The sequence below is a fragment of the Streptomyces sp. NPDC102278 genome (genome assembly GCF_044766345.1).
Lineage (GTDB): Bacteria > Actinomycetota > Actinomycetes > Streptomycetales > Streptomycetaceae > Streptomyces.
The window spans coordinates 31980-46502 of record NZ_JBIWLV010000023.1 but is presented as its reverse complement, the minus strand read 5'-3'; the positions used below and the strand labels follow the sequence as shown (position 1 = coordinate 46502).

Sequence of the window (14523 nt, the reverse complement as noted above, 5' to 3'; positions counted from 1 at the left end):
TGGCGGTTGTGGCGTTGGCGGGTGGTCTCGGAGCTCCAGGGGTCACCACGACCGCGATGGCCCTGTTGATGGGGTGGCCGTTGGCGCAGGGGCATCGGGTGGTGCTGGCCGAGGCCGACCCCGATGGCGGGGCGATCCTGCCGGGCGCGCTCCAGGGCACCTTGGACAACACCCACGGCCTGCGAAATCTGGCGGTGGCAGCCCGTCAGCAGCAATTGGCCGAAGCGTTCTGGCGTCAGTTGGTCGACGTCACCGACGCGGAGACCCGTGATCGTCTGGTGCTGCCGGGTCTCTACGATCCCGCGCACGCGTCGGCGATGGAGCCGGTATGGCGGCCGCTCGCAGCCCTGTTTGCCGGGATCGAGGAGCACGGGCACGACGTCCTGGTGGACCTCGGTCGGCGGGGGCGTTTGGCGCGTCCGCGATCCTCGCGCAGCGCGCCGACGTCGTCCTGATGGTCGTCCGCAACACGATGCGCGGGTTGCAGGGCGCCGAGGTGCGCTTGAAGACGCTGCGCGAGCACCTCGGCGGGAGCGCGCAGATCGGAATCCTGCTGGTGGACGAGGGACCGTATCCCAAGGAGGAGGTCCGCAAGCACTTGGAGGCGCCGGTTGTCGCGGTGATCCCGTGGCGGCCCAAGGAGGCACGCGTCTTTTCGGATGGTGCGGAGCAGCCGCGTCGTTTCGAGGTGGGCGAGTTGATGCGGTCGGCACGGTCGGCCGCGCTGCGGGTGCGGGAGCTGGTGGAGATCCGTCGTTCCCGACTGGCCCCACCGCCACCCGAGCCGCCTTCGGGAAGGGAGGTCAGTGGTGCGCGCTAACCCGGTCCACAGCAACCCGCAGATCAACCCCAGTTCGTCACTGACCGCGCGCCTCGCCGGTTCCCGCGCGGCGGTACCCGCTCCCGTGCACCAGCCGGCACCCGCGCCGACAGGCTCTGCCAACCCGTGGGTCGTTGCCTCGGGCGCCCCGGGCGCGGGTGCGCTCGTCCCCGCCCAGGCGGCTCCGGTCGCGCCGATGGCGCTGGACTACGCCGCAGTACGCCTGATCAAGAAAGAGGTCGGCGAGCGACTGACAGAGCTGTTGCGGGCGCGCCCCGGTCTTTCCGTGGAGGCGCAGGAGCAGCAGGGGCGCCATCTGATCAATGAGCAGGTGGCGATCTGGTCGGATGCCGAGGCTGTTCGCCGGGGTGCCGCGAGCAGTGCGGCCGAGGACGCGATCATGGCGCAGGCCGTGTTCGATCTTCAGTTCCGGGCCGGCCGGCTGCAAGCCCACCTCGACAACCCGTTGGTCGAGAACATCTTCATCAACCGGCACACCGACGTGTGGCTGGACTTCACCGACGGGCGCCGGGTGCGGGTGGCGCCGGTCGCGGAGTCCGAGGAGGAGTTGCGCGAGCTGCTCCGGGACCTGGCCCGTCGCACCACCGGCCAGAGCGAACGCAGCCTCAGCACCGCTGACCCGTTCCTCGCGCTGCGCATGTCGGACGGGTCCCGTCTTCAGGCGATGATCGAGGTCACGCCGGGCGCCTACGTCACGATCCGCCGGCACAGCATGCGTGACGCCGACCTGCCCGAACTCGTCGAGCGCGGCATGCTCGACACAACCTTGGAAGCCTTCCTTCGCGCCGCAGTCCGTGCGGAGAAGAACATCATGGTGGTGGGCGGCCAGGCCGCGGGCAAGACCACCTTGTTGCGCGCCTTGTTGCGGGAGATCGATCCCGACGAGCGATTCGCGACGCTGGAGACCGAATACGAGCTGTTCGCCCACGAGAACGGCTTTCACCGGCAGGTCGTGCCGATGGAGGCCCGCGAGTCCAACGGAGAGATGGTCGGCGGGGTCGCGGCCGGCGAGATCACGCTGATGGACCTGATGTACCGGGCGCTGCGCATGACGCTGACCCGCATCGTGGTCGGCGAGGTCCGAGGGCCGGAGATCGTCGCGATGCTCCAGGCCATGACCAACGGGGCCGGCGGAAACCTCTGCACCCTCCACGCCATCCGCCCGTCTGTGGTCTTCGACCGGATCGCCGAGCTGTACTTGTTGGCGCAGGCCAACATGAGCGAGCAACTCGCCTACCGGCAGGCCGCGAACGGCCTCGACTTCATCGTTTTCGTGTCCTCGATCGACGAGACGCGCATCGGCGGACACCGACACCGGTTCCTCTCCCACGTCCTGGAGGTGACCGGTATCGGTGAGGGCGGCCGACCGGAGACGAACGCGATCTTCGGTCCGCGGCCGGAGTGGAGCGAGCCCCGCGCGGTCCCGCTCATGCTGCCGCGCTGCATCAACGACCTGCGCCGCGTCGGCTTCGACGCCACCTTGCTGAACGAGGCCGGCGGCGCGTGGCCCTCGACGCTGCCGCTCCTGATCACGGAGGACGCGCTGTGACCGTCCTTCTAATGTGGGTCCTGGCCGGCCTCGCCATCGCCGGCGGTCTCGTCGGTCTCGTCGCCGGAATCGTGGGCACCACCACCCCCAAGGGCCCGGGAATCGGCGCGCGGCTTCGGGCCGGGCGCACGCTCGCGTCCCGGGACGAGAAGATGGCCCGCCGCACACGGCTCGTCCTCGGGGCCGTCGCCGGAGTACTGGTGTGGTTGGTCACCGGGATGTTCGTGGCCGGGGCGATGGTGCTCCTCGCCGTGATCGGGGTTCCCTGGTTGTTGTCGCCCACGAGGTCGGCGACGACTCGGATCGGAAAGCTTGAGGCTCTCGGCGACTGGACGCAGCGTCTGGGCAACGTGCTCCGGTTGGGGCGCGGGCTCGATGAGGCGTTGCAGGTGTCCCGCAAGGGGTGCCCGGAGGACATCGCGGGTGAGGTCGGGGACCTTGTGGACCGGCTTCAGGTCGGTTGGCGGCCCACGGACGCGCTGCGCCTGTTCGGCGACGCCCTGAACGACGTGACGGCCGACAAGGTGGTGGCCGCGCTGGTCTTGTCGGCGGCCGACCGCGGCCCGGGGCTCGCGCAGGCGTTGGACGATCTCGCCGAGTCGGTGCACGAGGAGGTCGCCCGGCGTCGGGTGATCGAGGCCGACCGGGCCAAGCCGCGCACGACGATGCGGTGGATGACGATCATCACGCTCGGCATCATCGGTGCCGGGTTCCTGGTCCCCTCGTACACCGCCCCGTACGGCACCACGATCGGTCAGATCGTGTTGGCGATTCTGGCGGCCGCGTTTGTAGGGGTTTTGTCGTTGATGCGGCAGATCGCCGACACCAAGCCGGTCCCCCGGTTCCTGATCGCCGACCCGCGCAGCGCCGTCGCCACCGTTCCCATCGCGGACGAGGAATCCGAGGAGTCCCCTCTGGAGGTGACGGCATGACGACGCCTGTTGCCGCGATCCTGGCCGGCGCCGTGATCGGAGCCGGCGGAGCCCTGTTGGTCCGCGAGGTGCTGCGCCCCGCCCCGGCTCTCGGGCCGGCGCTGCGCCGCCTGAACCAACCCGCGGCCCCTCAGGCCGCCGTGGGGGGCGAGGGTGCCGATCGGGACGAGCGGTGGGGGCAGTGGCTTGTCGAGCGGCTGTCCGATGTGCCGGGGGTGCGGATCCCGTACAAGGATCTCGCCCTCACCGGCGCCACCCCCGCCCGATTCCTCCTGACGAAGGTGGCGCTGGCCGGTGCGGGTCTGTTGCTGCCGCCGCTGTCCACGATCCCTCTGTTGCTGTTGGGCCTGCCCCTGTATCTGCCGGCGATCGTCGGGATCCTGGCCGCTGTCGTCCTGTGGTTCGCGCCGGATCTGGCGTTGCGGGACAAGGCCCGGCGGGCGCGGGCGGAGTTCGCGCACGCCATGGCGGCCTACCTCGACCTCGTCGCCCTGCGGCGGGCCGGGAACGTGTCCGCCGAGCAGGCGATGGAGCAGGCCGCCGAAGTCGGCGAGGGATGGGCGTTCCAGCGGATCCGGGGCGCTCTGGCCCGCTCCCGCGTCGACAAGGTGCCGCACTGGGAGTCCCTGGCCCGCCTCACCGCGGAACTCGACCTGCCCGTCCTCGACGACCTTGCCGCGATCATGCGGCAGTCCGCCGACGACGGCGCGTCCGTCTACGCCACACTCCGGTCCCGCGCGAAGAACCTGCGCACCGAGTTGCTCGCGGCCCAGGCGGCCGACGCGAACGCCAACAGCGAGAAGATGACCGCCCCCGGAGCGCTGATGGCCGTCCTGGTGATGCTCCTCATCGCGTTCCCCGGCGTCATCCGCATGATCAACACCTGACTCATGACTCACACGAAGGAGATTCCCTCATGACCAAGTACGCGATCCGTCTCGCGGTGGCCCTCAAGTCCCGTTGGGAGGAAGTCCAGGAGCACGCTGCCGAGGATCGGGGCGACATCTCGATCACGACCATCATCATCTGGGTGGCCGCCGTCGCCGGGGCCCTCGCGATCGCCGGGACGATCGGCATCGTCGTGACGAAGTACAACGGCAAGCTCTCCGGGATCTAGGAAGTCGACGGAAGACGGAAAGACGAAGGGGGAGGGCGAGGTGTCGGACACCGCGCGGTGCGAATCCGCGCCGGAGACCGAGGGAGCCATGGGCGGGGGCCGGGGTGGGAAGGATCGGGGGGAGTCGTCCATCCAGATGGCGATCGTCTTCCCGATCGTTCTCCTGGTCACCATCTGCGTGGTGCAGGCGGCCATGTGGTTCTTCGCCCGGAACATCGCGCTCACCGCGGCCCGCGAGGGCGTGGCAGCCGCCCGTGTCTACCAGTCCCCCGAAGGCGCCGGCGCGGCACGGGCCCGCGAGACGCTCGGTCGTATCGCGGGCGACAGCCTCACCGGCACCACGGTGAGCACGTCGGGCAGCAGTGCCACCGAGGTACGGGTCACCGTCACCGGTCACGCCCCGTCCATGATCCCGGGCCTCTCCGGACTGAGCGTGTCCCAGTCGGCTGGAGCCCCTCGCGAGAGGTGGACCACACCGTGACCGACACCCCAGCCAGCCGCGGCCGTTGGGCGGCGCGGTGGCGAGAGGATCGGGGCAGCGAGACCATCGCGGCCGCGATCGTCACCCCGCTGCTCCTGATGCTGTTGTGCATGGCCATCGCCGGCGGGCGGATCGTCACCTCCGGGGCGAAGATCGACGCCGCCGCCGAGGACGCCGCCCGCGCCGCCTCCATCTCGCGCACCCAGGGCGGGGCGCAGGCCGAAGCGGGCGCCGCCGCGGCCCGCTCCCTCGACGACCAGGGCGTGCACTGCGCATCGAGCAGCACCAGCGTGGACACCTCCGGTCTCGCCGTCCCGATCGGGGAAGTCGGCACCGTCACCGTGACCATCTCGTGCACCGTGACCATGGCCGACCTGCTGCTTCCCGGCGTTCCCGGATCCAAGACCTTGACCAGCCGGTTCACGTCCGTCGTCGACGCGTATAGGTCGAGAGCTCTCGGGTTCGCGAATTCTGAAGGGCGAAGGAGTACGCACCGAAGTGAGGAGGCCGTGCAGTGAGCGCGCGAGAGTACTTGGGTTCACGCTCCTCGCGTCGCGCGACTCCGGGATCCGTCGCGGCAGGCTGCTCGTGCTGCGAGCCAGATGGTCTCGAACTCTTCGAGGGTGAGGTCGTACGGCTCGTACCCGTCCCACTCCTGGAGCGGCACCTCAGCCGTGGCGCCGAACGTCGACTCGCAGTCCGCGAGCGTTCCAGCCTCCTGGGCGGCTTGCCATTCGGCCAGGGAGGCCGCAGCGATCGGCGTTTCGAGGGGGCCTTGAAGCTCGACCTGGCGGGTGACCCAGCCGTCGGCGTCGACCTCGAAGTAGAACCAGGTGTCTTCCTCGGTCCAGTAGCTGCGGAACCAATGCTGCATGGCGTCATTGTCCGCGATGGCGCCGCAGTCGTGCGTTCACAGGTTCCGCGTCCATACGCCGGCGGGGTGTTCGTCGGGGTGCAGGTCCAGCCGGGGCTGGCGGGTCAGGAGGCCTTCCCCACCGGGCTGCCAGGGAAAGACTCCGTGGCGGTCGGGCCAGACGACTTGGAGGACCGGGAACGGCGGCCTACGGTAGAAGTCGATCGCGGTGCCGAAGAACGCCTTGTACCAGCGGTAGTCGACGGCTTTGAGCACGACCGGCACGGGAGCGATGTCGTGCCGTACCTCTTCCGCCTCCAGAGGGCGCTTTTCGACAGCCCGCTGGGCGAGGTCGTTCAGAAGGGTCTGCATCATGCGGACATCCAGGCCGAACATCGTGAGCTCCGGGATGCGGTGGCGATGCCACAGCCCGATTGTGTACGCCCAGCCGGGTGCCTCGTCGCAGCCGACGGGGACCATCGTGACCTGCCACCCGTGCTGCTGGATGACATCGACCGTCGACTGGATGCGGGGGTCCGGCTCTTCGATGTCCTGGCAGAGGACGCAGTGGCAGAGGGTGTGACCGGTGGGCATGGCCGTGAGGCTACGGGAGCGGTTTGGCCCCATGTTCAGCGGGATCGGTCAGGCGGAGAGGTGGGCGTCGGTACCTACGACTTTCCGACAAGGGAGGGATCATGAACCAGCCCACGACGCCCACAACGCTCGTCGGGCCGCCGGTCCGATCGCGGGCGGGAGCGGAGTCGGGGTCACGTCGAGGTCGGTTGCGTGGTGATGAGGGCGGGATCGCCATCTACACGGCGATCGTGACCATCACCCTGTTGGGGATCATCGGTCTGGCGATCGACGGGGGCGGGAAGCTGCGTGCCACCGAGCGGGCCGATTCCGTCGCGATGGAGGCCGCCCGCGCCGCAGGCCAGGCCATCGACCCCGCCTCCGCCGTCACCGGTACAGGTGTCCGCGTCGATCCGCAGGCCGCGCAGGCCGCCGCCCAGGCCTACCTGGCCCGCGCCGGCACCCAGGGCACCACCGCCCTCTCCGCGGACGGCACCCAGCTCACCGTCACCGTCCACGACACCTACCCGACGAAGTTCCTCGCGATCGTAGGCGTCGGATCGATGAGCGTCACCGGCCACGGATCCGCCCGACTCCTGCACGGCGTCACCCAGCCCGAATAGAACAGCCCCGCCCCGAAGCGCGAAGGACTCTTCCATGTCGAAGCCCCCCACCGCCGGCAAGCCGGCCCCTCCCGCGCGAGGCGCGGCGCAGATCGCGGCCACGATGCTGCGCGGCATCCTCAGCCTGACCATCCTCGCCGCGTTGTTGGTGGGTCTGCCGGTTCTGTTGTGGTGGGCCACCGCCAGGGTCGGCCCACCCGGACTCGACGCCCTCGCCCATCTGTTCTCCACTGACGACTCGGGCCAGGTCTTCCTTCTGGTCCTGGCCGTTGCCGGATGGGTGGGATGGGTGTTGTTCGCGTGCGCGGTGTTGCTGGAGATTCCCGCCCAGCTCCGCGGCCGCGCGGCACCCCAGATCCGGGGGCTGGTCGGACAGCGGGCCGCCGCCGCCCTGGTCGGCGCGGTGTTCTTGGCCCTGCCCGCCGGAACGGCCCTCGCCGCGCCCGCGACAGCCGCCCCCACCACCGCAGCCGTCAGCGTCAGCGCGACCGCCACACCCGGCGCCACCACCGCCGCCGCCAGCACGGCCGGTGCTGTGGCGGACGAGGGCGAGAGCGCGGCGGTGACGTACAGGGTGCGGGATGTGAAGCCGGCCGAGAGCCTGTGGTCGATCGCCGAACAAATCTTGGGTGACGGGGAGCGGTGGACGGACATCGCCGCCGCCAACGAGAACCGCGTCATGGTCGACGGCAGCACCTTCCGTGCGGATCAGCCGATCCAGCCCGGATGGGTCCTGACCATGCCCGCCGACGCGTCGACCACCACACCCGCCGGGATCCGCGCGCAGAGCAGCCGTACGGCCCCGGTCGGTCGGGGCGAGTACACCGTCCAGGAGGGCGACAGCCTGTCCACCGTCGCGGACAAGCAGCTCGACGACGCCGACCGCTACCCCGAGATCTTCGAACTCAACCAAGGCGCGCCGCTCCCCGAGGGCGGCACCTTCACCGACCCCGACCTCATCTACCCCGGACAGAAACTCACCCTCCCCGCGACAGACAGCACCCCCGCCCCCCAGGCCCCCGCGCCGGAGGTCTCCCGCCCCACCACACCGCCGAGCAACCCACCCACCCCCACCGCGCCGACCGCGAAGGCCACTCCCACGCCGCAGACGAGCGCGACGCCGAAGGCCAGTACGACCCCGAAGCCGAGCGCCGCCGCGCCCACCGCAAAGGCCTCGCCCACGCCGAAGACCAGCACGTCCCCGCAGGCGAGCACGACACCGCAGGCCGGCCCGACCGCGAGCTCCAGCGCGAGCACCGCGAAGCCCAGCCCGGCCGCGCCGGCTTCCCCGGAGGAAGCCGCGCCGGCCACACCCGCGGCCGCCCCTCGGGCGCAGCTCACGGGCAGCAGCGTCAATTGGGCGTTGGTCGCCGGGATCGGCACGCTCCTTGCCGCGTCACTCGCCGGCGCGCTGGGGGTGCGGCGGATCCTGCAACAGCGTCAACGCCGCGCGGGGGAAACCATCGCGCAGGACAGTGTTCCCACCGAGGTGGAACAGGTCCTCGACGCGGCAGCGCAGCCCCAGGGCATCGACTTCCTCGACCGTGCCCTGCGGGCCCTGGCCCACCAGGCCGGCGAGGACGGCATCAGCCTGCCGGCGCTGCGCGGTGCACGCCTCACGGCCGACGGGATCACGCTCCTGCTGGACGAGCCGGCCGACCCCGTCGCCCCGTTCACCACCGGTCCCGAGGCCCGGACATGGGCCCTCGACCCCGCGGCAGGGCTGCCGGCGGTCGAGGAACTCGGCGACGTCCACGCCCCCTACCCCGGTCTGGTCACGCTCGGCGCGGACGACGACGGTCTCCTCCTGGCGGACCTTACGACCTGCGGAGTCCTGCTCCTGGACGGAACCCCCGACGAGGTCCTCGAAGTCGCCCGCGCCCTCGCCCTGGAACTCGGAACCTGCCGCTGGACCGACTACAGCGAGATCCTCACCACCGGACTCGGCGCCCGACTGTCCGGACTCCTGCCGCAGGGCCGCATCCGCACCATGCCCCACCTCCCAGCCATTGCCACCGACCTCGGCGAACTCCTCCTCGAAGCCCACCAGAGCGGTGAACAGGTCCTGCCCTGGCTGATGATCGGCGCGGGTGAGCCGGACGAGGAGCACGTCGCGCAGCTCGCCGACGCCCTCGCGGCCGCGCGGACCCTGCAAACGGCGGTGGTCCTGCCCGCCACCGCGGCATCCCGGCGCGCGTTCCCGCACGCCGAGATCCTCGACACCACCCGCGAGCAGAGCACCCGTCTCGAACCGCTCGACCTCCCCGTCACCTTGCAGCGCATCACCGACGAGCAGTACCGCCAATACGTCCACGCGCTGACTGTGTCCGCCGAAGAGGCAGAACCGGCGACCGGGGCGTGGGAGTTCACCGAAAGCCACGACCAGGCGGCCGCGAGCGGGCAGCCGCTCACCGTTCGCATCACCAGCGAGGACGCCCAAGACCCCGGGAACCCGTTCCCCGCACTCCTCGCCGGACTCCCCACCCCGACGCCCTCCCCCGCCTCCGCCATCCCGGCACCGGCCGCGCCCGCCGACGAGCCGGCCGCTGCGGAGACGGCACCGGACACCGGGTCGACAGCTGGGGCCGCCACCCAGCCGCAGCCGCCTACCATCGCGGCCGGCACGAAGGCGAACGTGGTGGAGGTGCGGATCGACATGCTCGGACCGCTCGGGATCAAGGGCGGCGTGCGTTCCGCTCACGCCTCGCGCACGACCGCCCTCGCCGCATTGATCCACCTGCGCCCCGGACGCAGCGCCGAAGCCGTCTGCCAGGCCATGGACCCGATCAACCCGTGGTCCACCCGCACCCTGCACTCCCGCCTCTCGGAGCTGCGCAACGTCGTCGGACTCACCGAGGACGGACACCCGCTCCTGCCCCGCCCGAAAGCCGGAGACGGATACGCCTTCCACCCCGCGGTGACCTCCGACTGGGAGCAGTTCAAGGCGTTGGCGTCCCGGGGGCTGGCCGCCGGCCCGACGGCCGGCACCGAGGACCTGGAAACGGCGATGGCCCTCGTTCGGGGGAAGCCGTTCGACGGGCGCACACTTGCGTGGGCCGATCCCGTCATTCAGGAAATGATGTCGCGGATCACCGACACCGCCCACACCCTGGCCCGCTGGCACACCGACGGCGACACCCCCGACCTCGACGCCGCCCGCCACGCCGTCCTCCAAGGCCTCGACGTCGAAGAGACCTCCGAAGTCCTCTACCGGGATTTGCTGCGAATCCATTGGACCGCTGGCAACACGACTGCGGTCCGCAAGACGGTGGCCCGGGTGCAGCAGATGGCCCGCACCTACGACATCACCCTGGACGACTCGACCGAGGACACCATCACCCGCGCCTTGTCACGGGACCCCTACCCGGCCGCACACCGCGCCGCGACGAGCTGACGACCACCGTCGAAGAACGAACGTGCGGGGCTTGCCGTTGGCGGGCCCCGCACGCGTCTGCACACGCAGCCACACTTTTACCCGGTAAAACTCCGACGGAAGGGGCCAGCGCAGCACCCGCCACGGCGCGTGCTCCGCCAGGCGGCCCACGCGGACGGGCGGCGCACGGCGGCCCGCCCCAGGCTGGGAACCATGGCCGAACTCGGGAAGCAGCACTTCCGCACCGGGCACACGTGGATCGCGAGCATCGCCTCGCTGGTGGCGCTGGTGTTCTCGGGCTACAACTTCGCCCAGGCTCAGGAGGACCCGCGCACCGTGGTCACGATGCCGCTGACGCTGAGGCTGAACCGGGACGGCGAGAAGGTTTCCGTCTTCGTCCAGCCCACCATCGCCACGCGGTACGACACCGGGGACGTGGAGATGGTCACCGGCATGGAGCTGCGGTTGCGGCCCCCGAACGCGGGCCCTGGGCCGGAGTTCTTCTGGGAAGACAGCGTGAGATGGGTGGCCACCCGCGATCCGAAGGACTACGACACGATCGGCGTCTGGTGGCAGTTCGAGTCCGACCCCGCGCCCTTCATGGTCACCCAGGAGGAACCGAAGCAGCCCGTCATGCGCTTCAGCACCCACGGCTGGAAGGACGCGCCCGGCCGCTACGACTCAACCCTGATCGTCCGGCGCGCGAGCACCCGCGAACCGATCGAGCGAGCGTTCTGCCTGGTCATGGACTCCGCCGACATCACGTCGCTGAAGAAGCCCGGCTACGACGAGTACCGGCGCGACGTCCCCGGACGGCACGGGGGCGGCTGCTACCACCGCTACGCGTGAGGCCCCGGACGCCGCGCGTGCGGCGTCCGGGGCCTCGTCGGCGGGCCGGTCGGGTCAGACCTCGGCCGGGGCCTCCTTCTCGGAGGGGCGGGTCGGGACCACCGTGAGGCGGGCCGTCCTCCTGGCCCTGCGGCGCTCCTTGCGGAGCTCGACCATCGCGTAGAGGGTCGGCACCAGCAGCAGGGTCAGCAGCGTGGAGCTGACCAGGCCGCCGATGACCACCACCGCGAGCGGCTGCGAGATGAACCCGTCCTCACCGGTGACGCCGAGCGCCATCGGGAGCAGCGCGAAGATCGTCGCGAGGGCCGTCATCAGGATGGGCCGCAGGCGGTGCCTGCCGCCCTCCACGACCGCCTCGACGACGCCCAGGCCCTGGGCGCGGTACTGGTTGACCAGGTCGATCAGGACGATCGCGTTGGTCACCACGATGCCGATGAGCATCAGCATGCCGATCATCGCCGGGACGCCCGTCGGGGTGCCGGTGACGATGAGCAGGCCCAGCGCGCCGGTGGCGCGGCCACCCAGGCCGGACTTGCACGGGGCAAGCCGTGCTCGTCACAGGGCGCCGCCAGTCGAGGGTTCAGGCCGGCGGCGCGACCGCGTGCCGCGCGGCGGCCAGCAGCTCGGCGCGGGCCTGCGACTCCCCCACCGGCAACCGCGTCACCCACTCCGCGCGCACATCCGCCACCGCGGCACACATCGCCAACACCTCCCCGGCCAAGGTCTCGTCCAGCCCGGCCAACTGCGGCCCGGTCACCACGACGGGCCCGTGGAAGCCGTACGGGATCTCAACTTCCCGCCAGTGAGAAGCGAGCACCCATGTCGCCAGGTTCATGGGGAGGTTCTCCGCCTGCCCGTTCCCGTGGACATGCAGGTGCGCCCGGCGGTGATAGATGGCGGCGTCCGCCGATCCGCCCACGGCAGTACGCACTGTCTCCCGGCGCTCCGCGTACTCCTCCGGCCACGAGAGCGCGACGACCGAGCCGTCCGTATCGATCCGCAGCGCATCCATGATGTCTCCCACCTCTTGAACCTGGGAGACCAGGCTATGACCCCTGAAGCGGCGTCGGGCCACGGTCGGGAAACCGGTCCCGCACGCTGCCAGAGAGGCAACGGGCAACACCTATCGCCGGACCGGCCGGCGCGGAATCGTGGTCAGCATGCAGATCACACACCTTGACGGGCTGGGCCCCGTCACCGCCGTCATCCGCTCCATCGGTGTCCGCCACGACGGCGCCCACCAGCTCGTCACGTTCTCCAGATGGACCCCCGCCAGCGGCCCCGCCTCATCGAGATCATCCAGAACCTTCGCGAGCGCATCACCGAAGCCCGCGGGAACGGCTGGCTCGGCGAGGTCGAAGGACTCCAGGTCAGTTTCGACGCCGCGATGGCCAAGCTCAACAGCCTCAAGAACAGCCGCACCGACGGGCGTCCCCAGCTGGTCGACCTCGGCATGCCCCTCATCACCGATCCCGCACCCCGCCAGAGACAGGAGACTCCGAGCCCGGACGGCACGCCGGTCCCGCCGGCCGCTGACCGCTGACCCCTGACCGCTGACCGCTGACCGCTGACCGCTGACCGCATCGAGGATGTCGCGAGCGGCTTCCTGTCCTGGCGTCGCCCGCGACATCCTCGGTCTTGACGGTTCTCCCGGAGTTCAGGACGTCATCCGCAACAAGAAATGGGCAGGGTGGTGACCCTGATCCGTCAAAGCCCCGACGGGCTGCTGGAAAGCCAGTGGGCATGCCGCTCGCGCGTCATATCCCGTTCCTCAGACGTGGCGAGGAAGACGTCAGCGCCCCCGTCGTAGGGGTGGTAGATGCGTCGCATCTGAACGTCAGTCACGAGGACTCCCCCAATTTTGTCGTCCGCAACGTCACGGAGCAACGCGTCAAGGCAGCCATGTCGCCAGGGCTGGCGGGCGGCGAAGAGATGGCAGTAGGTGCGGAACTCGGGGTCAGGATCATCCTGCACCAGCAGGCTCTGCCAGTGGGCAGCGTCAGGCCGCACCGGGGGAACGTCGGCTTCGGTCGTCCAGACCGGCGTGATCACGTACACATCCCCGCCAGCGAACAACTCATCGAGGACTGTGTTGTACCGCTCCAGGACGACGGCGTACTCGCTCTCATCCTCTGCGTATCGCTTCGACTCCGGCAGGCTGTGGAAGCGCACCCAGACATTGTGGTACGGGCCGCGGAGCTTGTAACCAACTGGCGGGCAGTCCGGCCAATGCCGCTGCCACAGGTCCGTCAAGACCGTCTGTACGTCTCCAAACACCTGCCGCACTCGTCCTCTCGGGCATGGGCTGCCGCCGATGACCATGATGCCCGGCAGCTCCCCACCATGAGAAGCGGCGTCTTAGTCCGGAAAAGCTCGGTGGCAGTCGCGGAGGCGGTCGCCCGGCGAGTCTGGACAGCTTGGGGCGGTGAGTGCGGTGTCGACGTCGAGCACCATCACATCGACCATCCGGTCCTGCCCGCTTCCAGGTGACTCACTGAACCGGCGCTCTCGGAACGATCACCGGGTCGGCCTTCGGGCACCGGTCACCGGTCACCGGCATCGGTCACCGGCTCCACGAGGGCGGAGGTGGTGACCGGTCAGTCATCGGTCACCAGTCACCGGTCAATCGGTCAGGTCCGGGGCCGATGACCGATCGGTCACCGGCGTCCCCGACCACCGTGCACGCGGTCAGTCAGTCACCGGTCGCCCGGACGTCGATCACCGATCACGGCTTCGGCGGACGGCCTACCCCCGAAGATCCGGTCAGTCACCGGCTCTTCGGGGGTGGGCCGAGGCCGGTCACCGTTCAGCGGTCGTCAGTCACCGGATGGAACGGACCTGGCCAAGACCGGTGACCGATCAGTCACCGGCATCCCAGACCGCAGGTACCAGGCGGAGGCACCGACGACCGGTGGTCCGGCCAGCTGGCACCGGTCACAGGGCGGACCCACCAGTCACTAGTCACCAGTCACCAGTCACCAGTCACCTCGCAAACGCGCTCGTTCCCGGCCGGGGACCGATCAGTCACCATGCCTCGGTGGGCGCGCACTCGGTCAGTCACCGGTACAGCGGACCGGCCAGACGAAGGCGGTGACCGATCAGTCACCGGTACCCCAGACCACGGGTGCCAGGCGGGGCAGCGGCTCAGCCAGCACCGGTCACAGGGTCGGGCCCACCAGTCACCACCCGGTTAGGGCCTGGGGTCGGTGACCGATCGGTCACCGACCCCAGGCCACCGTGCACGCGGTCAGTCACCGGTCACCCCCACCGGGTGCGGGTGTGTGCTAACGCCGGCGGACACGCCCAGCCGGTGAGTCACCGGTGGGCTGGGG

At 70.3% G+C, this 14523-nt stretch carries 16 protein-coding genes and 1 pseudogene; 12 read left to right on the top strand and 5 right to left on the bottom strand.

The genetic code is table 11. The features are described from left to right. The first annotated feature begins 56 nt into the window (after positions 1-56). The 8 genes from ACIRO3_RS33420 to ACIRO3_RS33385 all read left to right on the top strand — a co-directional run bounded on the left by ACIRO3_RS33420 (position 57) and on the right by ACIRO3_RS33385 (position 5438). On the top strand, positions 57-455 hold the full coding sequence (locus ACIRO3_RS33420) for a hypothetical protein (RefSeq protein WP_404143100.1): 399 nt from the start codon (positions 57-59) through the stop codon (positions 453-455). Further along, on the top strand, positions 455-820 hold the full coding sequence (locus ACIRO3_RS33415; RefSeq protein ID WP_404143099.1) for a hypothetical protein: 366 nt from the start codon (positions 455-457) through the stop codon (positions 818-820). The genes ACIRO3_RS33420 and ACIRO3_RS33415 overlap by 1 nt, the downstream gene beginning before the upstream one ends. 196 nt (positions 821-1016) lie before the next feature. Further along, positions 1017-2390: a CpaF family protein gene (locus tag ACIRO3_RS33410; protein ID WP_404143156.1), complete on the top strand. Its 1374-nt coding sequence runs from the start codon at positions 1017-1019 to the stop codon at positions 2388-2390. After that, positions 2387-3322: a type II secretion system F family protein gene (locus tag ACIRO3_RS33405; protein ID WP_404143097.1), complete on the top strand. Its 936-nt coding sequence runs from the start codon at positions 2387-2389 to the stop codon at positions 3320-3322. Before ACIRO3_RS33410 ends, ACIRO3_RS33405 begins: the two co-directional genes overlap by 4 nt. Beyond that, positions 3319-4209, top strand: a complete 891-nt coding sequence (locus ACIRO3_RS33400; RefSeq protein ID WP_404143095.1) for a type II secretion system F family protein — start codon at positions 3319-3321, stop codon at positions 4207-4209. The genes ACIRO3_RS33405 and ACIRO3_RS33400 overlap by 4 nt, the downstream gene beginning before the upstream one ends. Positions 4210-4238: 29 nt before the next feature. Further along, the gene (locus ACIRO3_RS33395; protein WP_366000496.1) at positions 4239-4439 is read left to right on the top strand and encodes a hypothetical protein; all 201 of its coding nucleotides are present in this window, start codon (positions 4239-4241) and stop codon (positions 4437-4439) included. Positions 4440-4479: 40 nt separating this feature from the next. After that, positions 4480-4920 carry a TadE/TadG family type IV pilus assembly protein gene (locus ACIRO3_RS33390; RefSeq protein WP_404143093.1) on the top strand — a complete coding sequence of 147 codons (441 nt, stop codon included), beginning with the start codon at positions 4480-4482 and terminating at the stop codon, positions 4918-4920. Beyond that, entirely contained in the window at positions 4917-5438 is a 522-nt protein-coding gene (locus ACIRO3_RS33385) for a TadE/TadG family type IV pilus assembly protein (protein ID WP_404143091.1), read from the top strand. Before ACIRO3_RS33390 ends, ACIRO3_RS33385 begins: the two co-directional genes overlap by 4 nt. A 20-nt stretch (positions 5439-5458) precedes the next feature. Here the strand turns inward: ACIRO3_RS33385 and ACIRO3_RS33380 are convergent, their stop codons facing one another. Then, entirely contained in the window at positions 5459-5794 is a 336-nt protein-coding gene (locus ACIRO3_RS33380; RefSeq protein ID WP_404143089.1) for a hypothetical protein, read from the bottom strand. Between the two features lie 36 nt (positions 5795-5830). Then, on the bottom strand, positions 5831-6367 hold the full coding sequence (locus tag ACIRO3_RS33375) for a DUF4262 domain-containing protein (RefSeq protein WP_404143087.1): 537 nt from the start codon (positions 6365-6367) through the stop codon (positions 5831-5833). Between the two features lie 188 nt (positions 6368-6555). Between ACIRO3_RS33375 and ACIRO3_RS33370 the strand changes: the two genes are divergently transcribed. From ACIRO3_RS33370 to ACIRO3_RS33360, 3 genes are all read left to right on the top strand, one after another. Then, positions 6556-6969 carry a pilus assembly protein TadG-related protein gene (locus ACIRO3_RS33370; protein WP_404143085.1) on the top strand — a complete coding sequence of 138 codons (414 nt, stop codon included), beginning with the start codon at positions 6556-6558 and terminating at the stop codon, positions 6967-6969. Between the two features lie 34 nt (positions 6970-7003). Beyond that, positions 7004-10363, top strand: a complete 3360-nt coding sequence (locus tag ACIRO3_RS33365) for a LysM peptidoglycan-binding domain-containing protein (protein WP_404143083.1) — start codon at positions 7004-7006, stop codon at positions 10361-10363. A gap of 192 nt (positions 10364-10555) precedes the next feature. Then, positions 10556-11191, top strand: a complete 636-nt coding sequence (locus tag ACIRO3_RS33360; RefSeq protein ID WP_404143081.1) for a hypothetical protein — start codon at positions 10556-10558, stop codon at positions 11189-11191. A 54-nt stretch (positions 11192-11245) separates the two neighbouring features. Here ACIRO3_RS33360 and ACIRO3_RS33355 read toward each other — a convergent pair. After that, positions 11246-11704: pseudogene (locus tag ACIRO3_RS33355) on the bottom strand (efflux RND transporter permease subunit); the annotation flags it as partial. Positions 11705-11771: 67 nt separating this feature from the next. Continuing rightward, positions 11772-12203: a hypothetical protein gene (locus tag ACIRO3_RS33350; protein WP_404143079.1), complete on the bottom strand. Its 432-nt coding sequence runs from the start codon at positions 12201-12203 to the stop codon at positions 11772-11774. 249 nt (positions 12204-12452) lie between these two features. On the opposite strand from ACIRO3_RS33350, the gene ACIRO3_RS33345 reads away from it, so the two are divergent. Continuing rightward, positions 12453-12734 (top strand): hypothetical protein, encoded by a 282-nt coding sequence (locus tag ACIRO3_RS33345; RefSeq protein WP_404143077.1) that lies wholly within the window; start codon positions 12453-12455, stop codon positions 12732-12734. Between the two features lie 164 nt (positions 12735-12898). Here the strand turns inward: ACIRO3_RS33345 and ACIRO3_RS33340 are convergent, their stop codons facing one another. Further along, on the bottom strand, positions 12899-13363 hold the full coding sequence (locus ACIRO3_RS33340; RefSeq protein ID WP_404143075.1) for a hypothetical protein: 465 nt from the start codon (positions 13361-13363) through the stop codon (positions 12899-12901). Between the last annotated feature and the right edge of the window lie 1160 nt (positions 13364-14523).

Coding starts and splice junctions, on each gene's coding strand:
- ACIRO3_RS33380 (WP_404143089.1), bottom strand. CDS start 5,794: ATGCAGCATTGGTTCCGCAGCTACTGGACCGAGGAAGACACCTGGTTC.
- ACIRO3_RS33360 (WP_404143081.1), top strand. CDS start 10,556: ATGGCCGAACTCGGGAAGCAGCACTTCCGCACCGGGCACACGTGGATC.
- ACIRO3_RS33365 (WP_404143083.1), top strand. CDS start 7,004: ATGTCGAAGCCCCCCACCGCCGGCAAGCCGGCCCCTCCCGCGCGAGGC.
- ACIRO3_RS33415 (WP_404143099.1), top strand. CDS start 455: ATGGTCGTCCGCAACACGATGCGCGGGTTGCAGGGCGCCGAGGTGCGC.
- ACIRO3_RS33375 (WP_404143087.1), bottom strand. CDS start 6,367: ATGCCCACCGGTCACACCCTCTGCCACTGCGTCCTCTGCCAGGACATC.
- ACIRO3_RS33350 (WP_404143079.1), bottom strand. CDS start 12,203: ATGGATGCGCTGCGGATCGATACGGACGGCTCGGTCGTCGCGCTCTCG.
- ACIRO3_RS33395 (WP_366000496.1), top strand. CDS start 4,239: ATGACCAAGTACGCGATCCGTCTCGCGGTGGCCCTCAAGTCCCGTTGG.
- ACIRO3_RS33345 (WP_404143077.1), top strand. CDS start 12,453: ATGGACCCCCGCCAGCGGCCCCGCCTCATCGAGATCATCCAGAACCTT.
- ACIRO3_RS33420 (WP_404143100.1), top strand. CDS start 57: ATGGCCCTGTTGATGGGGTGGCCGTTGGCGCAGGGGCATCGGGTGGTG.
- ACIRO3_RS33410 (WP_404143156.1), top strand. CDS start 1,017: ATGGCGCTGGACTACGCCGCAGTACGCCTGATCAAGAAAGAGGTCGGC.
- ACIRO3_RS33400 (WP_404143095.1), top strand. CDS start 3,319: ATGACGACGCCTGTTGCCGCGATCCTGGCCGGCGCCGTGATCGGAGCC.